General features: G+C 68.3%; 29 protein-coding genes. 13 read left to right on the forward strand and 16 right to left on the reverse strand.

Annotation, left to right across the window (positions count from 1 at the left end):
- The first annotated feature begins 26 nt into the window (after positions 1 to 26).
- From IJ15_RS0121390 to IJ15_RS0121405, 4 genes are all read left to right on the forward strand, one after another.
- Positions 27 to 434, forward strand: a complete 408-nt coding sequence (locus tag IJ15_RS0121390; RefSeq protein WP_231569622.1) for a hypothetical protein — start codon at positions 27 to 29, stop codon at positions 432 to 434.
- A 283-nt stretch (positions 435 to 717) separates the two neighbouring features.
- Complete coding sequence (locus IJ15_RS25335; RefSeq protein WP_156112177.1) at positions 718 to 1,110, forward strand: hypothetical protein; 393 nt, start codon at positions 718 to 720, stop codon at positions 1,108 to 1,110.
- A gap of 131 nt (positions 1,111 to 1,241) precedes the next feature.
- Entirely contained in the window at positions 1,242 to 1,610 is a 369-nt protein-coding gene (locus IJ15_RS0121400; RefSeq protein WP_031940383.1) for a RidA family protein, read from the forward strand.
- A 162-nt stretch (positions 1,611 to 1,772) separates the two neighbouring features.
- Positions 1,773 to 3,230: a flavin-containing monooxygenase gene (locus IJ15_RS0121405; protein WP_051919415.1), complete on the forward strand. Its 1,458-nt coding sequence runs from the start codon at positions 1,773 to 1,775 to the stop codon at positions 3,228 to 3,230.
- Positions 3,231 to 3,252: 22 nt separating this feature from the next.
- Here the strand turns inward: IJ15_RS0121405 and IJ15_RS0121410 are convergent, their stop codons facing one another.
- Together IJ15_RS0121410 and IJ15_RS0121415 are read right to left on the reverse strand one after the other, a co-directional pair.
- Complete coding sequence (locus IJ15_RS0121410; protein WP_156112178.1) at positions 3,253 to 3,624, reverse strand: hypothetical protein; 372 nt, start codon at positions 3,622 to 3,624, stop codon at positions 3,253 to 3,255.
- Between the two features lie 15 nt (positions 3,625 to 3,639).
- The gene (locus IJ15_RS0121415; protein ID WP_231569623.1) at positions 3,640 to 4,173 is read right to left on the reverse strand and encodes a DUF3558 domain-containing protein; all 534 of its coding nucleotides are present in this window, start codon (positions 4,171 to 4,173) and stop codon (positions 3,640 to 3,642) included.
- A gap of 194 nt (positions 4,174 to 4,367) precedes the next feature.
- On the opposite strand from IJ15_RS0121415, the gene IJ15_RS0121420 reads away from it, so the two are divergent.
- The 4 genes from IJ15_RS0121420 (at position 4,368) to IJ15_RS0121435 (ending at position 7,233) form a co-directional block, all read left to right on the forward strand.
- Positions 4,368 to 4,952 (forward strand): hypothetical protein, encoded by a 585-nt coding sequence (locus tag IJ15_RS0121420; RefSeq protein ID WP_031940387.1) that lies wholly within the window; start codon positions 4,368 to 4,370, stop codon positions 4,950 to 4,952.
- A 1-nt stretch (position 4,953) separates the two neighbouring features.
- Positions 4,954 to 5,589, forward strand: coding sequence for a DUF6308 family protein (locus IJ15_RS0121425; RefSeq protein WP_031940388.1), 636 nt, complete (start codon positions 4,954 to 4,956; stop codon positions 5,587 to 5,589).
- Between the two features lie 164 nt (positions 5,590 to 5,753).
- Positions 5,754 to 6,356 (forward strand): TIGR03086 family metal-binding protein, encoded by a 603-nt coding sequence (locus IJ15_RS0121430; RefSeq protein WP_031940389.1) that lies wholly within the window; start codon positions 5,754 to 5,756, stop codon positions 6,354 to 6,356.
- Positions 6,357 to 6,420: 64 nt separating this feature from the next.
- Complete coding sequence (locus IJ15_RS0121435; RefSeq protein ID WP_031940390.1) at positions 6,421 to 7,233, forward strand: hypothetical protein; 813 nt, start codon at positions 6,421 to 6,423, stop codon at positions 7,231 to 7,233.
- Positions 7,234 to 7,257: 24 nt separating this feature from the next.
- On the opposite strand, the gene IJ15_RS25340 is transcribed toward IJ15_RS0121435, so the two are convergent.
- Both IJ15_RS25340 and IJ15_RS0121445 read right to left on the reverse strand, forming a co-directional pair.
- Positions 7,258 to 7,629, reverse strand: a complete 372-nt coding sequence (locus IJ15_RS25340) for a hypothetical protein (protein ID WP_051919387.1) — start codon at positions 7,627 to 7,629, stop codon at positions 7,258 to 7,260.
- Between the two features lie 6 nt (positions 7,630 to 7,635).
- Positions 7,636 to 8,169, reverse strand: coding sequence for a DUF3558 family protein (locus tag IJ15_RS0121445; protein ID WP_231569624.1), 534 nt, complete (start codon positions 8,167 to 8,169; stop codon positions 7,636 to 7,638).
- A 171-nt stretch (positions 8,170 to 8,340) separates the two neighbouring features.
- Here IJ15_RS0121445 and IJ15_RS0121450 point away from each other — a divergent pair, with 171 nt between their 5' ends.
- A complete protein-coding gene (locus IJ15_RS0121450; protein ID WP_031940393.1) occupies positions 8,341 to 8,988 on the forward strand; it encodes a PadR family transcriptional regulator in 648 nt (215 codons plus the stop codon).
- A 24-nt stretch (positions 8,989 to 9,012) separates the two neighbouring features.
- On the opposite strand, the gene IJ15_RS0121455 is transcribed toward IJ15_RS0121450, so the two are convergent.
- The 3 genes from IJ15_RS0121455 to IJ15_RS0121465 are packed head-to-tail and all read right to left on the reverse strand — an operon-like array spanning position 9,013 to position 11,354.
- Positions 9,013 to 9,558, reverse strand: coding sequence for an SMI1/KNR4 family protein (locus IJ15_RS0121455; protein WP_031940394.1), 546 nt, complete (start codon positions 9,556 to 9,558; stop codon positions 9,013 to 9,015).
- A gap of 3 nt (positions 9,559 to 9,561) precedes the next feature.
- Positions 9,562 to 10,182 carry a response regulator gene (locus IJ15_RS0121460; RefSeq protein ID WP_031940395.1) on the reverse strand — a complete coding sequence of 207 codons (621 nt, stop codon included), beginning with the start codon at positions 10,180 to 10,182 and terminating at the stop codon, positions 9,562 to 9,564.
- Positions 10,179 to 11,354 carry a sensor histidine kinase gene (locus tag IJ15_RS0121465; protein ID WP_031940396.1) on the reverse strand — a complete coding sequence of 392 codons (1,176 nt, stop codon included), beginning with the start codon at positions 11,352 to 11,354 and terminating at the stop codon, positions 10,179 to 10,181. Before IJ15_RS0121465 ends, IJ15_RS0121460 begins: the two co-directional genes overlap by 4 nt.
- Before the next feature lie 142 nt (positions 11,355 to 11,496).
- Here IJ15_RS0121465 and IJ15_RS0121470 point away from each other — a divergent pair, with 142 nt between their 5' ends.
- Both IJ15_RS0121470 and IJ15_RS0121475 read left to right on the forward strand, forming a co-directional pair.
- On the forward strand, positions 11,497 to 12,090 hold the full coding sequence (locus IJ15_RS0121470; protein WP_031940397.1) for a GlcG/HbpS family heme-binding protein: 594 nt from the start codon (positions 11,497 to 11,499) through the stop codon (positions 12,088 to 12,090).
- Complete coding sequence (locus tag IJ15_RS0121475) at positions 12,087 to 12,836, forward strand: ankyrin repeat domain-containing protein (RefSeq protein WP_031940398.1); 750 nt, start codon at positions 12,087 to 12,089, stop codon at positions 12,834 to 12,836. Before IJ15_RS0121470 ends, IJ15_RS0121475 begins: the two co-directional genes overlap by 4 nt.
- 7 nt (positions 12,837 to 12,843) lie before the next feature.
- Here IJ15_RS0121475 and IJ15_RS0121480 read toward each other — a convergent pair whose 3' ends face one another.
- The 5 genes from IJ15_RS0121480 to IJ15_RS0121500 form a co-directional block, all read right to left on the reverse strand.
- Positions 12,844 to 13,665, reverse strand: coding sequence for a hypothetical protein (locus tag IJ15_RS0121480; RefSeq protein WP_031940399.1), 822 nt, complete (start codon positions 13,663 to 13,665; stop codon positions 12,844 to 12,846).
- A 34-nt stretch (positions 13,666 to 13,699) separates the two neighbouring features.
- A complete protein-coding gene (locus tag IJ15_RS0121485; protein WP_031940400.1) occupies positions 13,700 to 15,118 on the reverse strand; it encodes an amidase in 1,419 nt (472 codons plus the stop codon).
- Positions 15,119 to 15,172: 54 nt separating this feature from the next.
- Complete coding sequence (locus IJ15_RS0121490; RefSeq protein ID WP_031940401.1) at positions 15,173 to 15,943, reverse strand: TetR/AcrR family transcriptional regulator; 771 nt, start codon at positions 15,941 to 15,943, stop codon at positions 15,173 to 15,175.
- 228 nt (positions 15,944 to 16,171) lie between these two features.
- Positions 16,172 to 17,335, reverse strand: coding sequence for an acyl-CoA dehydrogenase family protein (locus IJ15_RS0121495; protein ID WP_051919410.1), 1,164 nt, complete (start codon positions 17,333 to 17,335; stop codon positions 16,172 to 16,174).
- 37 nt (positions 17,336 to 17,372) lie between these two features.
- Positions 17,373 to 18,209 (reverse strand): alpha/beta fold hydrolase, encoded by an 837-nt coding sequence (locus tag IJ15_RS0121500; RefSeq protein WP_031940403.1) that lies wholly within the window; start codon positions 18,207 to 18,209, stop codon positions 17,373 to 17,375.
- Between the two features lie 253 nt (positions 18,210 to 18,462).
- On the opposite strand from IJ15_RS0121500, the gene IJ15_RS0121505 reads away from it, so the two are divergent.
- Both IJ15_RS0121505 and nrdF read left to right on the forward strand, forming a co-directional pair.
- Positions 18,463 to 19,101 carry a superoxide dismutase gene (locus tag IJ15_RS0121505; RefSeq protein WP_031940404.1) on the forward strand — a complete coding sequence of 213 codons (639 nt, stop codon included), beginning with the start codon at positions 18,463 to 18,465 and terminating at the stop codon, positions 19,099 to 19,101.
- Positions 19,094 to 20,062: a class 1b ribonucleoside-diphosphate reductase subunit beta gene (nrdF, locus tag IJ15_RS0121510; protein WP_031940405.1), complete on the forward strand. Its 969-nt coding sequence runs from the start codon at positions 19,094 to 19,096 to the stop codon at positions 20,060 to 20,062. Before IJ15_RS0121505 ends, nrdF begins: the two co-directional genes overlap by 8 nt.
- 4 nt (positions 20,063 to 20,066) lie before the next feature.
- Here nrdF and IJ15_RS0121515 read toward each other — a convergent pair whose 3' ends face one another.
- The 4 genes from IJ15_RS0121515 to IJ15_RS0121530 form a co-directional block, all read right to left on the reverse strand.
- Positions 20,067 to 20,552, reverse strand: coding sequence for an FABP family protein (locus IJ15_RS0121515; RefSeq protein ID WP_031940406.1), 486 nt, complete (start codon positions 20,550 to 20,552; stop codon positions 20,067 to 20,069).
- 9 nt (positions 20,553 to 20,561) lie between these two features.
- Entirely contained in the window at positions 20,562 to 21,266 is a 705-nt protein-coding gene (locus IJ15_RS0121520; protein WP_031940407.1) for a TMEM165/GDT1 family protein, read from the reverse strand.
- Positions 21,267 to 21,541: 275 nt separating this feature from the next.
- Positions 21,542 to 22,069 carry a hypothetical protein gene (locus IJ15_RS0121525; protein ID WP_031940408.1) on the reverse strand — a complete coding sequence of 176 codons (528 nt, stop codon included), beginning with the start codon at positions 22,067 to 22,069 and terminating at the stop codon, positions 21,542 to 21,544.
- 162 nt (positions 22,070 to 22,231) lie between these two features.
- Entirely contained in the window at positions 22,232 to 23,092 is an 861-nt protein-coding gene (locus IJ15_RS0121530) for an SMP-30/gluconolactonase/LRE family protein (protein ID WP_031940409.1), read from the reverse strand.
- Positions 23,093 to 23,214 lie beyond the last annotated feature (122 nt).

Consider the following 23,214-nt stretch of genomic DNA (forward strand, 5'->3'; position numbering starts at 1 on the left):
GTGATCGATGGCTGATATCCGGAGGAATGGTCACCCTACTTGTCGTCTACCTGACGGTGGTCAACGGCGTTGAATGGATAACAATGTGGCCCGTCTGGTTGTTCGTCGCTGCCGTCGTACCCTTCATATTCTGGCGCTTCGGCGGTGAATGGTTCGCGGCCGGTGCGGTGTGGGCGCAGGTGGGTAAGTCGTGGGTGAACACCTACGAGTTGGTGGAGATCAAGTTCTCGGTAGATGGTTTGAATCGTGTTCTGCGGTTGAAGGATTCGTCGGGGCGGGAGATCTACTCGTTTCGGCTGCGGAACATGCAGGCGAATCCGCGGATGTGGGATCTGGTGTACAACGGGATCCTGCACTCGCTCGCGTCGGGTAATTGCGAGATCACTCCCAAGGCGCGGAAGGTGTTGATGCTGCCCGCGGGTCTGGGTGAGTGACCAGGTCGGGGACGTGAGCCGGACGTTGCTGCCACCGGTGCCGGATCGGGATACCGGGGAGCCACGACCCATGCGGCCGCGAAACCCCGTCATCGGCAAACTCAGCCCCGACGCTCCCACCCCGTCCGGGCCGGCCCCAGGGCGAGTCCCGCCCAGCCCCGTCCACTTGGGGCCGTTGCTGGAGTGGCGCCGCCCCTCGCGACGCGCGCAATTGCTCGCGCCGGCGGGTGTGGTCGGCATCATGATCGTGAGTCTGTCCGGTCGCACGGAGGGCTTCGAGTGTATGACCGCATGGCCGGTCTGGTGTGTTTTCGCGGCGTACGGCGTCTACGGGTACGTCACGCTCAGCCGGGAGTGGTTCGCCGCGGGATCCATCTGGGCCCAGTCGGGCAAGTCGTGGGTGAACACCTACGAGCTTGTCGAAGTCCGGATCACCGGTGGCCGCAGGTATTCCACTTTGACGCTGACGGACGCGTCGGGGCGAGTGCTCGCCGGGTCGCTGGGCGAGTTGGAGGCGAACTGGCGATTGTGGGATCTGATCTACAACGGCATCCTGCACTCCGCCGCGTCCGGGAACTGTGAGATCACACGGAATGCGCAGATGCACCTCAGGCTCCCGATCGTCGCACCGGTTCCCGCCGACGATGACACGGGTCCGAGGCATCGGTCTGGCTGACCTACGGTGTCGATAATGGACGTTGCATACCAACGAGTTTCGGTATCCAACTGGGGAGGTGTGCACGTCGATCCGGCTGCGGGCTATGGTCGGGGTGAATTCGTTGCTGCCTACCGCAGAGGGAGTACTCGATGTCCATGACCGAGGTTTCCGCCGCCCACCCGTACAGCCCGGCGTTCGTCGCCGCGGGACTCGCGTTCGTGTCGGGTGCGCTGTCCGTCGATGCGACGGGTGTTCCGGTGCCCGGCCGGATGGAGGCGCTCGACGCCGCGATCGACCGAATGGTCGACCGACTCGCGACCGTCGGCGGTGAACTGAAGGACGTCGTGAAGCTCACCTATTTCGTGACCGATCTGTCGCTGCGCGAGGAGGCGAACCGACAGTTCGAGCGCCTCTTCGACGCCCCGCGGCCGGCCCGCACCTTCGTCGAGGTGAGCGGCCTTCCGTACGGCGCGACGGTCGAGATCGACGCCATCGCGGTGGCCGACGCGCGCACCTGAGACCCGGCGGTCGGTACGAGGCTCGGCGACCGATCGAGTCGAAACCCTGGCCACACCCGCCCGGATGAGTGACACTGAGAGTGACACATATCTGGGGAGGGTGGAACTGTGGAGCGGAACACGCAGTACGACGCCGTGATCGTCGGTGCCGGCTTCGGCGGGATGGGTGCGGCGATCGCGCTGAACCGACTCGGCCTGACGAACCTCGCGATCCTCGAACGCGAGGATGACCTCGGTGGCACGTGGCACGTCAACCGCTACCCCGGCCTCGCTGTGGACATCGCCTCGGTCACCTACTCGTACTCGTTCGAGCCGAACCCGCACTGGTCGCGGCTGTTCGCGCCGGGGGCCGAACTCAAGCGGTACGCCGAGCACGTCGCCGACAAGTACGACCTGCGCCGGTACATGCGGTTCGGGGCGGTCGTCACCGGCGCCCGCTGGGACGAGAGTGCACGGCACTGGGTGGTCTCGCTCGACGGCGGCGAGCAGGTGACCGGGCGCTATCTGCTCACCGCCACAGGATTCCTTTCGCAGCCGCAGATGCCGGACATCGACGGCATAGATTCGTTCTCCGGTCGCGTCCTGCACACCACCGCGTGGGAGGACGGCATCGATCTGACCGGGTCGCGTGCCGCGATCATCGGCACCGGCGCCACCGCCGTCCAGCTGATCCCCGAGGTCGCCCGGAAGGCGAGCGAGCTCACCGTCTACCAGCGCACCCCGATCTGGGTGGTTCCGAAGGTCGATGTTCCGATTCCCGGTGTGGTGCAACGGCTCTTCTCTCTGGTTCCGGCGACGCAACGCGTGGCACGCTTCGCCAGCGACGCGATCCTCGAGGGCATCATGGTCAGTGCCGTGCTGCACTACCGCCAGGCGAAGTTCCTCAACAAGGGGGCCGCGGCGGCATCGAAGCTGTTCCTGCGCGCGCAGGTGCGGGACGCCGATCTGCGCCGCCGACTGACCCCCGACTACGACTTCGGGTGCAAGCGGCCGACGTTCTCCAACAGCTACTACCGGACCTTCACGAAGAAGAACGTGAACCTCGAGACGACGTCGATCGCACGGATCGAACCCGACGCGATCGTCACCACCGACGGCCGCCGCACCGAGATCGACACCCTCGTCCTGGCGACCGGGTTCAACCTGTGGGACGTGAACTTCCCCGCTATCGAAGTCCTCGGACGTGATGGCCTCGATCTCGGGAAATGGTGGCGCGACAACCGATTCCAGGCCTATGAAGGTGTCGCGGTGCCGAAGTTCCCGAACTTTCTCACCCTCGCGAGCCCGTACTCGTACAGCGGGCTGTCGTACTTCACCACCATCGAGTCGCAGATGGCGCACATGACCAGGCTGCTGACGGAGATGCGCCGCCGCGGCACCGACGTCTTCGAGGTCACCGACGACGCCAACACCCGGTTCCTCGACCGGATGACCGCGAACCTCGACGACTCCGTCTTCTACGGCGGCAGTTGCGGCACGGCGCGCTCGTACTACTTCAACCAGCACGGCGAGGCCGCCCTGCTGCGGCCCACCTCGACGGCCAACGCCTTCGCAGAGGCGCGGAGTTTCCCGCTCGACGACTACGCCTACTCCGCGCCGGAACCGGCACCCGTGCAGTAGCCGCGGAGCAGCGTGGTGCTCGTCAGCGCACCGGATCAGTCGCGTTGAGCGACTGTGTATTCGACTGTTCGGTCGCGTCGTAGTCGATCGCGATCTTCTCGAACACGGACCGCATCTCTTCGACGGCGGTGATGTGGTCGTCGAGGGCGCGGTCGAGGGGATACTCGCCGCCGGATGCCTTCTGCTCGAACTTGCGGGCGAGGGTGAGGCCGGACGGGAGCGAGCCGAGTCCGTCGATGCGGGCGAGCTGCATGGCCTGCAGTTTCAGCTCGCGGAGTCGGTCGATCAACTCGGTGCAGCGGTGGGCGCACTTCTCGGCGACGCCGGGTTCGAGCGTGAGCTGGCCGGTGTCGACCATCATGCCGATTTCCGGCCAGGACGGGATGCCGTTCACAGGGGTGCCCTTCGGTCAGCGGGGGATGGACGGCGCGAGCGCCTCGGCGTTGCGGACCGCCAGTGGGCACGGGCTGTCCGAACCCGGGAGCCCGTCGAAGTAGGTGGACTGGATCATGATGGCGTCGGGCCCGGAGGAGAACGCGACGTCGCAGTACTCGTTGCGGCTGTCGTTGGACTCGCGGACGGTGAACGCCTCGCGGCCGTCCACGGCGACCGGAGCGATGTCGTGGAAGCGGGGGTCGGCGAGGACGTCGTCGAGGGCGCGTCCGGTGGCGAAGACCGTCACGAAGTAGTCGGGGCCGCGCCACCGGCACAGGCTCCACCCGGGCTGCTTGACGCCCATGATGTCGCGCGACTGGGTTGCGGGATCGACACCCGCGGCGCGGAGGGCGTCGTCGGGCATGCTGCACGGATCGAAGGCGGGTTCCCCGGCCTGCGCCGTTGTCGTCTCGGCCTGCCCTCCGACGGTGGCCGTGCCACAGCCGGTGAGCAGCAGCATTCCGGCCGCGGCGCAGATCGCCGCCCGGATCCGATTTGATGGCCCCACGCTTCCCCCTCACGTACACGGATGTGCTCATTTGAACAGACGCAGGGGGCGCGATCCCGGTTCCACGATTCTCGGGGCACCCGACCCGGTCCGGCCGCCCGGGTTGTCGACGTCGGCCGATACAGTCGGCTGTTCGCTTGTTGGTGCTCTCACCGCCGTCACGCAGCACCGCACCACCGAATTCGAGGAAAGACATGCCTGACATCAACCCCGCCGCCACCGAAGCCAATTTCAAGCTGCTGCAGACGGACCCGTTCTTCGAGGTGGTCGTCGATCTGATCGCCGGCTATCTCGCGTCGGCGTTCGACGATCCCGCGTCGTGCGAAGTGGACGCGTGGACCCTGAGCTGCCTGCCGACCACGAACAAGACCGCCGAGCGTGAACGCCTCTTCACGCTCAGCATCGGCCCGATGGAAGTGCTCTACGTGGAGCGGTACACCGAGAACGGCGAGACGGTCGACTTCCGCACCGTGCTCTACACGTCGCTGTCCGCGCTGATGCGCAGCACCGGATACAGCCTCGACGGGCTGGCGCTGGCCAACCCGCTGCTGCGTTTCAAGCAGACCGACCTGGCGTCCGCGGAGGGCGACGGTGTGCTGGTCGACTTCTTCCTCTCGGACGAGGGCGCCGACGACCAGTTCTTCTCGCTGCCCCTCGACGACACCACGATCCGGCCGCTGGCCGAGCGGCTCGTGAGCAAGGGCCGCGGCCCGTACGCGCAGTACCACAACCGTTCGTTCGCGCAGTACATCCTCGATGCGATGAACGAGGAGGAATGACATGACGATTCGTCTTCCGAAAGTTCTCGCATCCGGCGACGACGCGGCCGCGGTCGAGGTGCTGCAGCAGTACTTCCACCAACCGTGGGTGAAGACCGGGCGGCTGCGCAGCGGCGCGCTGTGGGACCAGTGGGATTCGACCGGAACCCGTGACCGCGACGTCGACGTGTTCACCGCCGACGATCTCGTGGCTGTCACGATGCTGTCGGTGGAGGTGTCCCCGGACGGCGCGCAGATCCTGCTGCGGGAGCGCGGTGACGAGTTCGCCGAACTGCTGCGCGAGGTCGGCCCCGACCGAGACCTGGTCGACGAGGCAGATGAGCTGACTCCCGAGTGGCCGGCCTGGAGACTGGAGACGGCGCTGTGGACCGTCCCGAGCATCGGCCGCACCGTCGCGTCCAAGCTGATCGCGCGGAAGCGTCCGCGCCTGTACCCGATCTACGACCGGGTGATCGGCGAGGTCCTCGGCACCAAGAAGGCCCACCTGAACCCGATCCGAGAGGCGCTGCGCGACAACGACCGGGAACTGCACCACCGACTGGTGGCGCTGCGGGAACGGGCTGAACTGCCGGACACGATCCCGGCCATCCGAGTCCTCGACGTGCTGGCTTGGATGCAGTTGAAGGCGCCCCGCTGACGCCGACCAGCGACTGACCAGCCCTGGACCGGTCGAACGGGAACTCACGGCACGCTCGCGTCCGGCTATCGGTACCTGAGTTCCCGTTGGTGGCGGATGCGATGAGTTTCGCGGTGCCCGGCGGTCGATACTCGTGAGAGGGCATCCGATCGAGGGAGACGCGCATGACGATCGAGCACGACCTGGGACCGGCGGCAGCGCAGCTGGCGCGATTGGCTGCAGGAGTCCGCTCCGACCACTTCGACCGCCCGACTCCGTGCACCGACTGGTCGGTTGCCGACCTGCTGCGACACCTCCTCGAACTGACGAACGCCTTCACCGCCGCGGCGCGGAAGGCGCCGTTTCCCGCCGACGGGTCGGCACGACCGACCGACCTGCCGGCCGACTGGCAGGCACAGTTCGACGGCCAACTCGACGCGCTCGCCGAGGCATGGCGCGAACCCGGCGCCTGGCAGGGTGAAGCAGAGGCCGGAGGCGTGACGATGCCGGCGGCAGTCATGGGCGTCGTGGCGCTTGATGAACTGGTCCTGCACGGATGGGACCTCGCCCGGGCCACCGGTCAGCCGTTCGACGCCGATCCGGCCGCCGTCGAGGCGAGCCTGGGATTCGCCGCCTCGATGTCGGTGCCGGGGGAGGAGGCGGGCCGGGAGGGGCTCTACGGGCCGGTGGTTCCGGTCCCGGACGACGCCTCCGATCTGGATCGGCTCCTCGGCTACGCCGGGCGCGATCCGCGGTGGTCGCTGCCGGGCGCGGTGGTGGGCGAGTAGCCGCCGAGGGCCTTCGGGGATCATGGCTCGGCATGCGCCAATGCCGAGCCCTGATGGAGGAACAGTGTCCGATACCCGGCAGTCCGTGGAATATGGCGACGTCGCGGGGGCGGTCGTCAGCGCGCTGCCCGATGCGGGACACCGCGGTGTGAACCGTCTGAGCGTCGCAGTCATCACCGCGGCACAGTCGTTCGATGCGCTGCTCGCGGCCTTCCGACGGGTCGAGGCGGCTCACGGAGGCGATGGCCGGTGCTTCCTGACGCTGGACGACCCGAACCAGTGCCTCTACACGAGCGGACACGCGCGCGGTACGCACGATCTGGACGGGGATGTCGAGTACCCAGACGACGAGACCGACGACGCCGTCCTCGCTTACGACACCGCGGTGTTCGAGTCGGCCCGTACGGTGCTCACCGACCCGGACCGCGCGGTGCGATGGGAGGACGTGCGTGGTTCGCTCGTCACCGTGCCGAGCGACATCGACGCGCTGGTCGCGCTCAACCGCGATCCCGGTCTGGTGGTGGACGCCGTGCACGTGGTGCAGTGCCTGCCCACCCGCGCCGACATCGATCTGCTCGCCGACCTTCCGAACGGCTACTTCGCCGGCGACTGGACGCCGTTCGAGAACCACGCGGTGGCACGCCGGATGCGGGAGCGGCACGGGTACGAGCTGGCCGGGATCGGCGCGTCCACACTCGGGTTCCTGAGCGTCCTCGACCCCGGGCAGCGCGACATCGACGCGCTCATCGCCGACCTGCGGGAACTGTACGGGCAGCGTGACGCCGACGCCTGGGACGAACTCCGCGCCGTGCTGCGTGGCTCGTCGGTGCTGCTCCTCGGCTACACGGAGAACTTCGCGGACCTCACCGAGTCCTAGACCGGGCGAACGAGCAGAGGTGGGTCAGCGTCCGCTTCCCGTGATCCGCTCGGCGTTCGCTTCCTCGGTCGCCGCATAGTTCGCCGCGATCTTCTCGAACACAGATTGCATCCCCTCGACGACGGTGATGTGGTCGGCGAGTGCCTGATCGAGCGGGTACTCACCGCCCGACGCCTTCTGTTCGAACTTGCGTGCCAGCGCGACGCCGGAGGGGAGGTGGCCGAGGCCGTCGATTCGGGTCAAACCCGTTGCTCCGCGCTTGATTTGATCCAGTTCTGCGACAAGTTCGGCGCAGCGTTGCGCACACTTCTGTGCCACACCGGGTTCGAGATAGAGCTCGCCAGCCTCTGCTCGCGCGCCGAGTTCACTCCACAAATTTCCGTTGATCGAGACCACCGCCTATCAGTTGGGAATCGAGGGAGCGAGGATCTGGGCGTTCCGGATCGCGAGCGGACACGGACCTTCGGCAGGTGTCCTTCCGACGAAGTAGCCCGACTTGATCATCACGGTGTCCGTTCCGGCCGCGAAAACGACATCGCAGTACTCGTTGCGCTTGTCGCTCACCTCACGGAAGGTGAACGCCTCGCGACCATCGAGGTCGATCGGTGTGAAGCTGGTGAAGCGGTCGTTCGCCTGAATCTCGCTGAGCGCTTGCGCGGTGGCGAAGACGGTGATGGCCGTTCCGTCGCCTCCCCAGTCGCAGAGCTTCCAGCCGGGTTGTTTGACGCCGAGGATGTCCCGCGACTGAGTGGCTGGATCGACTCCCGCTGCCCGCAATGCCTCGTCCGGAATGCTGCACGGATCGAATGTCGGCTCCTCGGCCTCGGTCTCGGTGGTCTCGGCCTGCCCCTCGACGCTCGTCGATCCGCAGCCGAACAGGCTCACGACACCGGCCACCGCGAGAACGGCAGTTCCCCATCGGCCCACTGACCTCACGTTTCCCCCTCGGTTCGCCCGAACGACTCGCTCATTGGATCAGACGCAGCGCTACGGCACCCGGTTCCACCTGAACAGCGCCGAAGGCGACCAGTGACCCACGCCACCCTTTCTAAAGATACGATCGCGATATATCGTGAGTGTGTCGGAAAACGATGAAAGGAAGAACCGATGAGGAACATGAATCACCGGCGAGGGCCGGAACAGATGCACGGACACCCCGCGTGGGGTGAGGAGATGGGCCGTCAGCGCCGCCATCACCGCCCCTTCGACGGCGAGGATCCCCGCATGCGCGGTGGTCGAGGCCGGGGTCGCGGACACGGCGGACCCCGTGGACGCGGTGGCATGGGTCGAGCAGGTCGCGGCGACGTCCGCGCAGCCGTCCTGCTCCTGTTGAAGGAGGACTCGATGTACGGCTACCAGCTGATGCAGACCATCACCGATCGCACCAACGGTGCCTGGCGTCCCAGCGCCGGCGCGATCTACCCGAAGCTCCAGCAGTTGGAGGACGAGGGCCTGGTGCAGACGACCGCCGAGGGCGGACGCAAGCTCGTCACCCTCACCGACGCCGGACGTGAGTTCGTCGAGCAGAACGCCGAATCCTGGGGCGACCCGTTCGCCTTCGCGGGATCGGGACCCGATCTACGCGGACCGCTCCACGACCTGCACGGCGCAGCCCGCCAGGTCCAGATGTCCGGGACCACCGAGCAACTCGCCGCGGCGGAGAAGGTGCTCACCGACGCCCGACGGGCGCTGTACCTGATCCTGGCCGGCGACGACCAGGACGCGGGCACAGGCGACACCGCCACGGAGTCGTGAACACCGGCGTGACCGGTCACCCGGTCACGGCAGGCGCTGCGCGTCGAGCGGTTCGAGGTCGAACTCGTTCTCGCCGAACAACTCCACCGTTTCGGCGCGCAGCACCGTCACCGCCGCAGCCAGTGACGGTCCGAGCAACCACAGCGAGTTCATTCGCTGTGAGCAGTACACCGGGAACTCGCCCTGCTCGTCGCGAGCGGCGGTGTCCCACAGCAGCACATCCCCGTTCTCACTGATCGCGAAGACGCGCAGCGACTCGACCAGCGACCAGTCGCCGTCCGGTTCGATCATCCAGTCGAACTCCTCGGCCCGGCCGTCGAGGTACGCCTCCCGCAGGCGCTCGGTGAGGATCCGGCTCCTGGCCTGCCAGCCGTCGGCGTAGCCGTCGAGCACGGGCGGATACACGAGCCACAGTCCGAACAGCCGGCCCCAGCCGAGATGCTGCACGAACTCGCGATACGACGCCGGGAACCCACCGCCGTCGTAGAACCGGTACGAGTCCAACAGGTCGAGATCGAGGTGCGACACCGTGGGCGTGCCCTGCACGCAGATCGCGGAATACAGAGTCATGCGTCAGCGAATCCCGTCCCGCCGCAAAGCGATCGAGACCGCGGCTGCCCGCGAGTCGACACCGAGCTTGGCGTAGATGTGGGCGAGGTGGGTCTTCACGGTGGCCTCGCTGATGAACAGTCGCTTGCCGAGTTCCTTGTTGGTCAGCCCCTCGGCCAGCAGGGTCAGCAGTTCGGCCTCCCGCGCGGTCAGCGCCTGGTCGGGGCGTCGCATCCGGTCCAGCACCCGCGACGCCACCGGCGGCGACAGGACACTGCGGCCGGCGACGGCATCTCGGATCGCGCCGAAGATGTCCCGCGGCGCAGAATCCTTGAGCAGATAACCGATCGCGCCGGCGTCGAGCGCACGCACGACGTCGGCGTCGGTGTCGTAGGTGGTGAACACCAGCACCGGCTGATCAGGGCGCGCCGTGCGGATACGTCGGATCGCCTCCACACCATCGATTCCCGCGCCGAGGGCGAGATCCATCATGACCACGTCGGGGGACCGGTCCGCGGCCATCGCGACGGCGTCCTCACCGGTGTCGGCCTCGCCGATCACCTCGACGTCCGGCTGCGAATCCAACAGGGCCTTCAACCCGGCCCGCACCACGAGATGGTCGTCGACCAGCAGCACCGAGATCACGATGCGTCCCCGACCGGGATCTGCGCCGCCACGACGGTGCCCTCACCGGGAGCGCTCTCCACCGAGAACGTGCCGCCCAGGGCCTCGACGCGCTGTCGCATCGCCGGCAGGCCGAACCCGCTCGTCCCGCCCACCACGAACCCTGCGCCGTCGTCGAACACGTCGAGGGCGACGGCGTCGGGCAGATACGTCAGGGTCACCCCCACAGTGTGCGCGTTCGCGTGCCGTCGGATGTTCGACGCCGCGCTCTGCGTGATCCGCAGCAGCGCGTGCTCGACGTCCGACGGCAGCCCCACCGGCTCGCCGATCACCCGCAACTGCGCGGACGGCACGTACCCGCGGACGGCGGCGAGCAGCGCCGCGTCCAGCGTCTGCGTCTCGAGGTCGGGGGAGCTGAGGTAGTGCACCAGGTTGCGGGTCTCGGCGAGGTTCTCGCGCAGCGCCGTCGTCGCGGTGCGGACCTCGTCGCGGGCCCGCGGACCGGACCGCTCCCACACCTCGTCGGCCGCCTCGAGGTGCAGCAGCGCGCTGGTGAGCCCCTGCGTGACGGTGTCGTGGATCTCCCGCGCCAGGCGTTCACGCTCGGACAGTACGCCCGCCTCCCGCTCGGTCTCCGCGAGCCGCGACTTGGCGTCGACGAGTTCGCTCAGCAGGCGTTCGCGTTCGGCGCTGTCGCGCTCGACCTGCCCGTACGCGAGCACGATCAGCGCACCGGTGCACAGCGGCGCCAGCAGCACCGCCCACTCGGTGCGGCCACTGAACGACGCGAACTCGATGCCCGCGAACACCGCGAGCGCCGCCACCACCAGATAGGCCGCCCAGCGCGGGAACGCGCGGGTGCACAGGAAGAAGATCGGGAACGCCGTCCACGCGAAGCTCGGCGCCAGCCACACCAGCGCCACCCACGACGTCAGCACCGGCCACACCCACGGCTGCCACGCGCCGCCGCGGCGGGACAGCACCACGATCACCGCGTACAGCGCCGCGAGCACCACGATCAGCCCGGCGACGACGAGCCACCGTCCGCTCACCCCGTGATACGTCAGGTAGCGGGCCGTCGACGCCGCGAGCAGCACGTAGAACGACAGGTGGATCGCGGCGCCGAGCGGCCCGCGGAAGGCGGCGTTGTCCGCGTTGTCCGCGGTGTCCGCGTTTTCCCGGTTGCCCTGCATCGGGCCGATCCTACGGTCGCCGCGAGGACCCGGGATCGGCCATTCGGATGATCCGACGGTGGCCGCGCGGCCGATGCCGCGAACCCGGCACCGGCGCGAGGGTGGAATCACTCGATCTCCCCCCTCGTTCGAAAGGCCCTCGATGAACCTCTCCCGCCGCCTGCCCCGCGCCCTCGCGATCACCGTCCCCGCCGTCGCCCTGCTCGCCGCGACCGCCTGCGGATCCACCGACGACGCCGCGGCGGCATCGACTGCCACCGAGGTCACCCCGGTCGCGATGTCGTCGCAGCAGCCGGGCGACGCCGCTGACAAGGGCACCGTCGCCGCCGACCGGCTGTCCGTGGCCACGGCCGGCCGCGCCGCGCAGGCCGCGCTCGCCAAGTGCCAGGCCGACGGTCTCGGCTTCGTCACCGTCTCGGTGGTCGACCGGTTCGGCAACGTGCAGGCGATGCTGCGCGGCGACAACGCGGCCGAGCACACCGTCGAGGCCGCGCGCGCGAAGGGCTACACCGCCGCCGCGTTCGGCGCGAACACCAGTGACCTCGCCGGACGGGTGAAGGGCGACGGCCCGACGATCGCCGACCTGCCCGGCACGCTGTTCCTCCCCGGTGGCGTGAGTGTCAAGGTCGGCAACGCGTCGATCGCCGGCATCGGTGTCGGCGGCGCGCCCGACGGCAACGCCGACCAGGCTTGCGCCGCAGCGGGACTCGCCGAGATCGCCGGGAGCCTCCAGTGAGAACAGCCATTCTGGTGGCCGCCGTCGCGCTGACGGCGGCGGCCTGCGGCAGCGCCGATGTCGTCGAGACATCGCCCGCACCAACCACTTCCGAAGTCGCCTCGAACGCCGCCGGTGCGGCGTCTCCTGCGCCGATCCCCACGTCGACCCCGGAACTCGAGCGGCAACTGTTCGATGCGGCCCGCGCGGACGACTTGACAGGGGTCCGCGACGCGTTGGACCGCGGTGCCGACCTCGAGGCCCGCGGCGACGGCGGCCGCACCCCGCTCGTCGCGGCGACCAAGGCGAACGCGGTCGCCGCCGCCACGGCACTGATCGATGCCGGTGCGGACGTCAACGCCCAGGACGACATGCAGGACTCGGCCTTCCTGTACGCCGGTGCCGAGGGCCTGAACGACATCCTGCTCGCCACCCTCGATCACGGCGCGGATGTGCGCTCCACCAACAGGTTCGGTGGCACCGCCCTGATCCCGGCATCCGAGCACGGGCATATCGAGACCGTGCGGATCCTGATCCGTGCGGGTGTCCCGGTGAACCACGTCAACGACCCCGGCTGGACCGCACTGCTCGAGGCGGTCGTGTACGGCGACGGCTCGGCACGCTACGTCGACACCGTCACGCAGTTGCTCGACGCCGGAGCCGACCCGTCGATCCGCGATGCACGAGGCCTCACGGCGCTGCAGAACGCGCACAATCGTGGTCAACGCGATATCGCCGTCCTCCTGGCTGCAGCCGACGGGGGCTGATGGATCGTCAGGCGTCGCGGCGGGCGACGAGGTCGGCGATCCTTGCGAACGGACCGGGCCCGCCGACGGTCAGCACCTCGAGCATCGCGGCTGCCTCGGCGAGGTCCTCGGGCAGTGTCGTGGGCTCGAGGAGCAGTAGCGTCCGCAGGGCCGGAAACGCGAGATCGTCGGCGGTGAGCCGCGTCTGCCCGTCGACGACGAGTACCCGCGCCGGTCCCGACGCCTGCGCATCGGGGCGGGCCGTGTTCGCCAGCGTGGTGCTCAGGTCGCCGGACAGCGTCGCGTACGACACCGCACCGCGGTACCCGGACAGGGTGAGCCCCTCGTCGGCGAGCGCCTGGCGCAACCGCAGCATCGGCATCGCGATGACGACGGTGGGTCCACCGGCCGCGGTCACGGTGAGTGGTTCGGGCGCGTCGTCCCCGCCGAGCACCCCGGTGCCGAGTTCCTCCGCCGCGATCGCCCAGTACGAGCCCTCGGCGGCCAGATCCGCGGACACCGCGCGGACTGAATCCAGCAGCGCCTGCTCGACGTGACGCAGCGCGCGGCCCCCGGCTCCGCGGGTGTCCCGCAGAGCCGTCGCGTACGCCGCCGCGAGCACGCCGAACGCCGGCAGCGACGGCGCGAGCCGCTGGGCGGTGCCCGTTCGCAGATCCACCCAGTCGACACGACCGGTCCGCCGGTCGACGCGCAGTTCCGACAGGTCCCCGTCGCGCGCGATGACCGCCGCGTCGTCGCCGGTGAACGGCGGGTTCGACCACCGTCCCGGGTAGGGGATCGCGCGCACCTCGTCGGTCAGGTGCGTGGCGATGTCGGCCTCGCTGATCATCCTCGAACTGCAATCCGTCCCAGAGGATTCGATTTCATTCCGGATCCTGGATCCGCGCCCAAGGATTGGCGGCTTCGAGTTCGAAGGCGAGTTCGAGCAGGGTGCGCTCGTCGCCGTGGTTCGCCGAGAAATGCGAGGCCAGGGGGAGGCCGTTCGACGTCCGGTGCAACGGCAGGGAGATTGCCGGCCCACCGGAGGCGTTGTTGAGTGGCGTGAACGACGCGTAGTTCACCAGGCGTTGGAACAGGGTGTCGAAATCCTGTGCGGGGGAGAGGTATCCGATCTTCGGTGTGGTGTGGCCGAGGGCCGGGGAGACCACGATGTCGTACTTCTGGAACATCCGCGAGTAGGCGCGGGCGCTGCGCTGCAGCCGATAGAGCATGCGGGGCGTCTGCGCCAGGTGCTTGCGGTACATGGCGTCGAGGCCGCGGCTGAGAGTGTCGGTTCCGCTCCGCTCGAACGACGGGCCGAACATGCGCTTGCCGCCGGACAGTAGGGCGAAGGACAGGAAACCCCAGTACAACTTGAAGTCGTTCATGAACGCACCGTCGACCGGCAGCGTCGCCTCCTCCACGTGGTGGCCGAGGGTGTCGAGAAGATCCGCGGTGGCCTGCACCGACTTCCGGGTCTCGTCGTCGGTGGGCACCCCCGTCACGGAGTCGACGATCACCCCGACCCGCAGGCGCGCCGACCCGGGCCCCTCGACGAGCCGGATCGGTGGCAGTTTCGGGTTGCGATAGTAGGTTTCGGCGGCCGCGTAGAACCGCGCGGAGTCGCGCACCGACCGGGTGACCACGCCCTGGGAGATGATGCGGATCGGCATCGTCTTGTCGGTTGCGTCGGCCACGGTGCGGCCCCGTGTCGGTTTGAGCCCGACGAGTCCACAAGCGGCGGCCGGAATCCGGATGGAGCCGCCGCCGTCGTTGGCGTGCGCGAAGGGCAGCGCCCCGGACGCCACCAACGCCGCGGAGCCCCCCGACGACGCACCCGACGAGTAGTCGGGATCCCAGGGATTGCGCACCGGATCGGCGTCCTCGTACTCGGTGGATGCGCTGAACCCGAACTCCGGGAGCCGGCTCTTGCCGATCGACACGGCACCGGTGGACAGGAACTGGTCGACGAAGTCGCTGTTGCGCGCCGCCGGGGTCGGGGTGAACGCCGCGCTGCCGTGCCCGGTCGGCGCGCCCGCGACGTCCACGTTGTCCTTCACGATCGTGGGGACGCCGGCGAAGATGCCACTGCGAGGGGCGTCGGCCTGCCGCGCCGCCCGCTCGAAGTCGGCGAACTGGATGCTGTTCAGCGGCCCCTGCACCAACTCGGCGCGCGCGATCGCGGCCTCGACCACTTCGCGCGCGGACACCTCACCCGACGCGATCCGGGCCGCGACGCCGGTGGCATCGAGATCGCCGAGGGCGTCGTCACGAAACGCGTGCACACGCGGAGTGGCCGTCATGTCCGGAGTGTAGGACGAGACGATGCCCGCGGGGAACAGTCGCGAAGCGAAGGCTCAGGGCGTGTCGACGCGATCGGCCATGGCGGCGCGGATCGCCCGCATCTCGGTGCGCAGCGAGTCCAGTTCGGAACGGATGTCCTGCACCTCGTCCGCGGTCTTCTCCGGCTGTCCCGGCTCGGCCGCGGCGGTCCGCTTGGTGGTCCGCTTCCGCGGGCGCACGGGCTGCGGCGTGGAGGCCCCCGACGGCGGCGGCACGAAGCCGTTGAGAAACACCGTCGTGAGCATCTCGGTGAGGGTGTCGATGTCCTGCCCGAGGGTCTTGCGGTGCCAGCGCACCGACATGAACACGCACTCGCGCATCATCCGCTGGAACTCGAAAATGTCTATGCCCGAATTGAATTCGCCATCACGTACGCCTTCCTCGACCATGCGGTACCACGCGTCGTGCGAGGCGTCGACGGCGTCGGCGATCTCCGGGTACCCGGGCAGGGAACCGAGATTCGCGAACTCGTTCTGGTAGATCTCCGTCGCGTACGGGTGGGCGTTCGCGACCTCGAGCGAGGCACGGACGATGCGGACGAGCCGGTCCCGCGCGGTCTCCGGTTCGGCGACGACCGCGCGGTACCGTTCCACCAGATCCGTCAGGAAGCTGACCAGGATCTCCGAGACGATGGCGTCCTTGGACTTGAAGTAGTGGTACAGCGTCCCCGAGTTCAGGCCCACGGCTTCGCCGATCTCACGGATCGTCGTCGCAGCGATGCCTCGATCGGAGAACAACCGCGCCGATTCGGTCAGGATGACCTCACGCCGGCCCGCTGACGCCACGCTCACTCCTCATTGTCCAGGTATTCGGTTCGACCGAGTACCACCGAAGGCTAGCAGCGGTGAACTGGACGACTGATCGACGAAGCGTTTGCTCGACGCTGGTCGTCAGCGCCGGAGCCCCTGAGCCCCGGCCGGCACCGGCGTGAACCTGTGCCCCCACACCTTCACGCGGGACACCAGGTTCCGGCGATCGGTGAGAGAGAGAACAGCCATTGTGAACTCCTCGGATCAGTAGAGGGTGCCGGGGTTCCCGGTGAGCAGGTACTCGCCGTACTCGTGATCGGACCGGTCCGGCAGGTTGACCGCGTGGTGCTGACCGGCGTGGACGTCCCGCCACACCGCCTGCAGCGCGCTCGACGTCGCGATCGAGCGGGGGCCGCCCACCTGGTACGCCTTGTCGGCGGCGGAGACGGCGAACCGGACGGCGGCGATGTGATCGCGCCGGGTGCGCTGACGAACCCCCATCGACACCGCGTCACCACGTTCGACGGCTGCGAACGCGTCGGCGAGGTTGGCCTGCAGGATCCGGTAGGCGGTGTCGGCCTCGAAGTCGGCCTCGGCGAGACGCGCGAGCGTCGCCGGATGTGGCAGCTTGGACGCGTCGACCGCCAAGCGGGACTTGTGAATTCCCACCGCCTCGTCGAGCACCCGGCGAGACATGCCGACCAACGGCATCACGACGGCGTTGACGAACAGCGTGTACCACGGGAGGCGGAACAGGCCAGCGGGATTCACCTCGTTGCCGGGGTAGCGCTCGGCGTACAGATCGGCGACGTCGAGCACCCGGTGCGTGGGCACGAAGGCGCCGTCGACGACGATGTCGTTGCTGCCGGTGCCCGCCAACCCGGACGTGAACCAGACGTCGTCGATCGCGTAGTCGGTACGGGGGAGCAGCAGATGCACCTGCTGCCCCGTACGGTGCCCGTCCGCGTCGGCGACCATCGCGCCGACGAAGACCCAGTCGCAGTGGTTGCTGCCCGACGAGAAGCCCCACCGTCCGGTCAGCTCGTAGCCGCCGGGGACGATCCGGGCGGTGCCCGCCGGGCTGTACGACGAGCTGATCCACGCGTCGGGGTTCTCGCCCCACACATCCTTCTGCGCCCTGTCCGGGTACAGGCCCAGGTGCCACGAGTGGACACCGACGACACCGGTCACCCAGCCCGCCGAACTCGACAGCCGCGCGATCTCGTACATCGCGGCGTTGAAGACGCCGGGGTCGGATTCGAAGCCGCCGTAACGCTTCGGCTGGATGATCCGCATGATGCCCGCGTCGCGGAGGATCTTGGCGGTGTCGTCGGAGAGCCTGCGCTGCTCGACACATTCGGTTTCGAGGTCGCGCATCCGGTCGCCGGCGGTGAGGACGGAGTCGATGGCTTCGTGCTGAAACTGCATGGTGAAAAGCACCTTTCGTCAGCGTGGAGCGGGAGACCTAGCGGGTGAGGAAATCCGTGACGAGCGACTCGAAGTCGTGCTTGCGCTCGACCTGCGCCCAGTGCCCGCACTCGCCGAGCAGGTGCAGGTCGGCCTTGGGCATCCGGCGCAACGCGAACAGGGCACCGTCCGGTGGCAGCATGCGGTCGTCGCGACCCCACGTGACCAGCGTCTTGTGCGGGATCTCGTCGGTGCGTGCCCACAGCGGTGCCTTGCCGGGGAGACCGAGCGATGCCATCACCGCACGCATGCGTTCGATCGCCCGCGGCGCGGTGGCGTTGGCCCAGCGCTCGTCGAGCAACTGCGGGGTGATCGTCGCGGGGTCGTAGACCATCGAGTCGACCCACGCCTCGAGAGCCTCGCGGGTGGGGTCCACGAGGAAGGCGTTGAGGCGGCGCGCGCCCTCGCTCATCATCGGCCCGAGCAGCGGCGCGTACAGGCCGCCCGGGCCCATCAGCGCCATCCGATCGACTCGTTCGGGGGCGAGCGCGGCCGTCTCGAGCGCGACCCAGCCGCCCATCGAATTGCCCAGCAGGTGCGCCTTCTCGATGCCGAGGTCGTCGAGCAGCGTGACGATCGTTTCCGCGGCGATCTCGGGGTACGGCCGGTCGTACGCCATGTCCGGGCTCGCGCCGAATCCCGGCATGTCGACGACGATGGTGCGGAAGCTGCGGGCGAAGACCGGCAGGTTCTTCGAGAAGTTCGACCAGCCGGACACGCCCGGCCCGGACCCGTGCAGCAGTACGAGGGGATGGCCGTCGCCGGCCTCGTGGAAGTGGAGCTTGTCCGTCGCGGACGGGCCGCGGGTGGTGTCGGTGTAGTTGAGCGTGCCCATTCTGGTCCCATCTTCCGTGCGGTCTCGTCGGCGAAGATCAAGAAGCCTTGAGCGCGAACCGATCTCGGTAACGGTTTGAAATCCGAGTTTGGATTGTGAGCCTACGGTCACACCCGCATTCAATCAAGCGATTGAGTGATGCCGGCGGCCGGATGTTCCACCAGGCAGGAAGTTCGATTTATAGAAATAAAATGTTCGTCTACCCGAACTCGAGCTAGTCTGACGGCATTCCATCGACGAAAGGTGACCAGACATGCCCGGTTACGCTCTTCCCGACCTGGCCTACGACTACGGGGCGCTCGCACCCGCGATCTCCGGCGAGGTGATGGAGTTGCATCACGGCGCACACCACGCTGCGTACGTGAGGGGAGCAAACACCGCGGTGGAACAACTCCAGGAGGCTCGCGCTTGCGGCGACCACTCGGCGCTCGCGGGACTCGAGCGTGCCCTCGCCTTCAACCTGTCCGGCCACGCGCTGCACTCGATCTTCTGGCGCAATCTGTCGCCGACGGGTGGTGACCGGCCCGACGGCGAACTGGCGGCCGCGATCGACGAGTTCTTCGGGAGCTTCGAGGGCTTTCGTGCCGAGATGTCCGCAGCGACGGCCACGGTGCAGGGTTCGGGCTGGGGCGTGCTGGCCTGGGATCCGGTGGGCGTCCGACTCGTGGTGCACCAGTTGCACGACCACCACACGAACTTCGCGATCACCAGTACGCCGCTGCTCGTCTTCGACGCGTGGGAGCACGCCTTCTACCTGCAGTACCGGAACGTGAAGGCCGACTACATCGATCGGCTGTGGTCGCTCGTCGATTGGTCGGATGTGGGACGCAGGTTCGAGGCGGCACGGGCCGGACGCGCGTTCGACCTGCGGGAGGCGATCGGCGGTGAGTGAACGCCTGGTCGATCGGGTTCGCGCGATCAACTGGAACCGGGTGCCCGACCCCAAGGACGCCGAGGTGTGGGACCGACTCACCGGCAATTTCTGGCTGCCCGAGAAGATTCCGTTGTCCAACGACCTGGCCTCGTGGGCGACGCTCACCGACACCGAGCGAGAGATGACCATCCGGGTGTTCACCGGCTTGACGTTGCTCGACACCGCGCAGGCCACCGTCGGAGCCGTCGCGATGATCGCCGATGCCGTCACCCCACACGAGGAGGCCGTCCTGACGAACATGGCCTTCATGGAGTCGGTGCACGCCAAGAGCTACAGCTCGATCTTCTCGACGCTGTGTTCGACTCGGCAGATCGACGCGGCGTTCGACTGGTCGGAGCGCAACCCGCACCTGCAGCGCAAGGCGCAGATCGTCGTCGACTACTACCGCGGCGACGACGCCCTCGCCCGCAAGGCGGCGTCGGTGATGCTCGAATCGTTCCTGTTCTACAGCGGCTTCTACCTACCGATGTACTGGGCAAGTCACGGCAGACTCACCAACACCGCCGACCTGATCCGGTTGATCATCCGCGACGAGGCGGTGCACGGGTACTACATCGGATACAAGTGCCGGCAGGCGCTCGAGCGGCTCGGCGCGGGCGCGCGGGACGCGCATCGGCGCTACACCTACGACCTGTTGGAGACGCTCTATGCCAACGAGGTCGAGTACGCCGCCGATCTGTACGACGAGGTGGGATGGACGGCAGAGGTGTTGTCCTACATGCGGTTCAACGCGAACAAGGCGCTCGCCAATCTCGGATACGAGCCCATGTTCCCGGCATCCGAGTGTCAGGTGAACCCGGCGATCCTGTCGGCGCTCGATCCCGGGGCCGGAGAGAACCACGACTTCTTCTCCGGCTCCGGCAGCGCATACGTCATCGGGAAGCAGAAACCCACCGAGGACGTGGACTGGAACTTCTGAATCCTCAGTCTGCCCGGCGCAGTTCCGCCCGCAGGTGGTGCGTCATCGGGACGTCGTCGAACGCCATCCACATGTCGTACGCGAGCACGGTCCCGTCCTCGAGAAGCTCGAAGCGGCGCCGGATCTCGTGGACCGGCTTGGCATCCGGGGAGGCCTCGAGCGTGTGCGACGCGAAGTCGAGGACACCGTCCGCCAGGGTGGCGCGGTGGATCTCGACGAAACCGGTCGGCTGGGTGATGAGGAGCTCGGCGACGCCGTCGGTGAGCCGCAGGTAGCCGGTCTCGGTGTGCATCGGCATGCCGCCGCCGGGACCCCGGGTGCGGGAACGGTAGAACAGGAACGGCTTTCCGCTGGCGGTGAGCTCGAGTTCCTCGTCGTACGCGAAGTCGTCGATCGTCGGGTAGTGGCCGGTGCCACCGCCGACCCAGCGTCCGGCGAAGGCGGCGAGATCGCCGAGGGGGGCGAGCAGGTCGGGCTGCGTCTGATCCATGCCGCCAGTCTAGGAACTGTGGGGTGCGTCGGCCTGTTCGGCCGGTGCCGGTGTGCGGGGGCCGCGAACGGCGCGCCGGACGAGCGCCGCGACGGCGGCCGCCACCACGACGGTGCCCGCTGTGACCGGGCCGGCGAGGCTCTCCGGGAACAGGCCCTCGAGCAGCAGCCACGCACCGAACGCGAAGAACAGCACCGCGGCGCCGATCTTGACGACCGTCTCGGGCAGGTGCTTGCCGAGCAGCGCGCCGACGACGATCGCGAGGGCGTCGGCGGCGACCATGCCGACCGTCGACCCGATCCACACACCCACCCAGTCGTTGTCCGCCGCGAGCGTGACGGTGGCCAGCATGGTCTTGTCACCGAGTTCGGCGAGGAAGAACGCCGACGCCACAGCCAGGAACGCCGACCCGGTGACCTTGCGCGCCTTCTGCTCCTCCTCGTCGGAGAGCTTGTCGCCGCGCAGCGTCCACAGGCCGAAGATCAGGAAGGCGATGCCGCCGATGATCGACATCGCGGTGGTGGGGATCGCGGCCCCGAGGAAGTGGCCGACACCGACGGAGACCAGGTGCACGACGGTGGTGGCGACGGTGATGCCCGCGATCACCACCCACCAGCGGTAGCGCAGCGCGAACGTCATCGCCATGAGCTGGGACTTGTCGCCCAGCTCGGCGACGAAGATGACGCCGAAACTCAGCAGTGTGGCAGCCAGCATCGTGTCGAACCTCCTCCGGATCACTTGTTCTCGGAGGATGTCGGGAAACGTTCCTCCGGCCCCGAACGCGATGGGTGCGTTCACGGCCGAAGGTCTCGCCCACCGGAGAAGATCCGGTCCGCTGGGCCGGGCGGGCACTGTGAGGTGCCGGCCAGTATGTCGACCCAGCGATTGGGGGCTACTCCCCTTCGCTCCGGCAACGATAGCTCCGGCTCAGCGAAAGTGCAAAGGCCACAATAAGTTTGGAATGCCGAACTTTCTTCTTCCGGTTCCGGTCATGCCGCGAGCAGCATCGCCAGAACTGCGGTGTCGGGATCGCTGATCGGATCGATGCCCACACGCGAAATCATCGACGTGACAGTGCCGTCCGCCTCCGCCTCCACCCACGCCGCACGGTGGTCGAGTCCGAGATGCGGCAGACCGGGAAGCAGCACACAGCCCGACGCCACCCCGGAGCACTCGGGAAGAGACGGGACGGTCTCGGCGGGCGGATGCAGCACGAGCAGCGCCGGCGGCTGGTGACCGGCGAAGCGCCCCGGGGAGACCGCGGACTCGCCGAGCACGGGACCCTCGGAGACGATCAGACCGACCGTCCCGGGCCGGGGGTCGTCCGGCAGCTCCTCGCGGGCCCCGAAGACCGTCGACGTCGGCAACAGGCCGGGCAGGGACGCGATCCGCACCGCGAGAGTCAGCAGTTGCGCCCACTCGTGTGTCGAGTCCGGCCAGCGTCCCGAGATCACGAAGCCACGCAGGTCCCCGGAGGCGTGGAACGGTGCGACACCGACATATTCGTGCTCGTTCATCGCGACCCCGATTCTCCCGTGCGGCGAGCGGTGACGGGAGCAACCGGGCGGGCTCCTCGGTGGGAGCCCGCCCGGCGCGCACGTCGATCACACCTCGTTGGGTAGTACGAGCATGCGCTCCTGTATCGCTGGCACACAAGGGGTCCCGAGTGCCAGATCCGTTCAGGAACCGGTGCCCGGAACCTGCACCCGCAGGCGCCGGATCGCACCGCCACCGAGTCGGAGCGCCTCCTCCGGAACCCACGTGTCGGCGGTGCACACGAACAGGTCGCGACCGTCCGCGCCGCCCAGCGCGACGGCATACGGGTGCGGCACCGCGATGCGTTCGGCAATCTCGCCGGCGGCCGTCACCCGGAGCACTTCCTCGTTGAACGGTGACGCCACCCAGACCGAACCCTCCGCGTCGAGCGCGATACCGTCCGGCAGGACCGCCGGGTCGTCGAACTCGACGAGCGTGCGCCGGTTCACGAGGCTGCCGTCCGCCTCGATCGTGAACGCCGACAACCGGCCCGGTGTCGCACGGGTCTCGGCGACGATCAGCGTCGCACCGTCCGGCGTGATCGCCATGCCGTTGGCGAACAGCATCTGCTCCGCGACGACGTGGGCACTGCCGTCCGGTTCGACCATCGCGAGGTCGGCGGGGAACGGGGGCGCCGGAGGCGCGCTGTCATCGCCGTAGTTGCCGACGTAGGCGCGCCCGGACCCGTCCACGACCATGTCGTTGAGATGCCACGACGCGATCCCGTGCAGGTCGGCGTGGACGGTGAGCGTGCCGTCCTCCTCGAGGCGGTACACCTTCCGTTCCTCCGCGGACGCGACGAGCAGTCGGCCGTCGGGCAGGAAGCCCAACCCGCCGGCGTGACCGGGGACCTCCACGACCCGCTCGACGTCGCCGGTCGCCGGATCCAGGCGCAGGACGACGCCGCGGTAGATGTCGGAGAACCACAGGCGGCCCGCCCGCCAACGCGGGCATTCGGGGAAGGCGAGTCCGGTGGCGATGGTCTCGAGTGTGATGTCCGTCATGACAGAACCATACTCAGCGAGCACGGGTCGCCCTCGCGAGAAACGCAGCGGCGCCGCGCCCGACGAATCGGGTGCGGCGCCGCTGAGGGTGCTGGAGTGCTCGCGCGCAGATCAGGCGGGGA

The organism is Prescottella defluvii, assembly GCF_000738775.1.
GTDB lineage: Bacteria > Actinomycetota > Actinomycetes > Mycobacteriales > Mycobacteriaceae > Prescottella > Prescottella defluvii.

Bases quoted from the DNA above. Each gene is read 5' to 3' on its own strand.
- IJ15_RS0121390 (WP_231569622.1), top strand. From the start codon at position 27: ATGGTCACCCTACTTGTCGTCTACCTGACGGTGGTCAACGGCGTTGAA.
- IJ15_RS25335 (WP_156112177.1), top strand. From the start codon at position 718: ATGACCGCATGGCCGGTCTGGTGTGTTTTCGCGGCGTACGGCGTCTAC.
- IJ15_RS0121400 (WP_031940383.1), top strand. From the start codon at position 1,242: ATGTCCATGACCGAGGTTTCCGCCGCCCACCCGTACAGCCCGGCGTTC.
- IJ15_RS0121405 (WP_051919415.1), top strand. From the start codon at position 1,773: ATGGGTGCGGCGATCGCGCTGAACCGACTCGGCCTGACGAACCTCGCG.
- IJ15_RS0121420 (WP_031940387.1), top strand. From the start codon at position 4,368: ATGCCTGACATCAACCCCGCCGCCACCGAAGCCAATTTCAAGCTGCTG.
- IJ15_RS0121425 (WP_031940388.1), top strand. From the start codon at position 4,954: ATGACGATTCGTCTTCCGAAAGTTCTCGCATCCGGCGACGACGCGGCC.
- IJ15_RS0121430 (WP_031940389.1), top strand. From the start codon at position 5,754: ATGACGATCGAGCACGACCTGGGACCGGCGGCAGCGCAGCTGGCGCGA.
- IJ15_RS0121450 (WP_031940393.1), top strand. From the start codon at position 8,341: ATGAGGAACATGAATCACCGGCGAGGGCCGGAACAGATGCACGGACAC.
- IJ15_RS0121455 (WP_031940394.1), bottom strand. From the start codon at position 9,558: ATGACTCTGTATTCCGCGATCTGCGTGCAGGGCACGCCCACGGTGTCG.
- IJ15_RS0121465 (WP_031940396.1), bottom strand. From the start codon at position 11,354: ATGCAGGGCAACCGGGAAAACGCGGACACCGCGGACAACGCGGACAAC.
- IJ15_RS0121470 (WP_031940397.1), top strand. From the start codon at position 11,497: ATGAACCTCTCCCGCCGCCTGCCCCGCGCCCTCGCGATCACCGTCCCC.
- IJ15_RS0121480 (WP_031940399.1), bottom strand. From the start codon at position 13,665: ATGATCAGCGAGGCCGACATCGCCACGCACCTGACCGACGAGGTGCGC.
- IJ15_RS0121485 (WP_031940400.1), bottom strand. From the start codon at position 15,118: ATGACGGCCACTCCGCGTGTGCACGCGTTTCGTGACGACGCCCTCGGC.
- IJ15_RS0121495 (WP_051919410.1), bottom strand. From the start codon at position 17,335: ATGCAGTTTCAGCACGAAGCCATCGACTCCGTCCTCACCGCCGGCGAC.
- IJ15_RS0121500 (WP_031940403.1), bottom strand. From the start codon at position 18,209: ATGGGCACGCTCAACTACACCGACACCACCCGCGGCCCGTCCGCGACG.
- IJ15_RS0121505 (WP_031940404.1), top strand. From the start codon at position 18,463: ATGCCCGGTTACGCTCTTCCCGACCTGGCCTACGACTACGGGGCGCTC.
- IJ15_RS0121515 (WP_031940406.1), bottom strand. From the start codon at position 20,552: ATGGATCAGACGCAGCCCGACCTGCTCGCCCCCCTCGGCGATCTCGCC.
- IJ15_RS0121520 (WP_031940407.1), bottom strand. From the start codon at position 21,266: ATGCTGGCTGCCACACTGCTGAGTTTCGGCGTCATCTTCGTCGCCGAG.
- IJ15_RS0121525 (WP_031940408.1), bottom strand. From the start codon at position 22,069: ATGAACGAGCACGAATATGTCGGTGTCGCACCGTTCCACGCCTCCGGG.
- IJ15_RS0121530 (WP_031940409.1), bottom strand. From the start codon at position 23,092: ATGACGGACATCACACTCGAGACCATCGCCACCGGACTCGCCTTCCCC.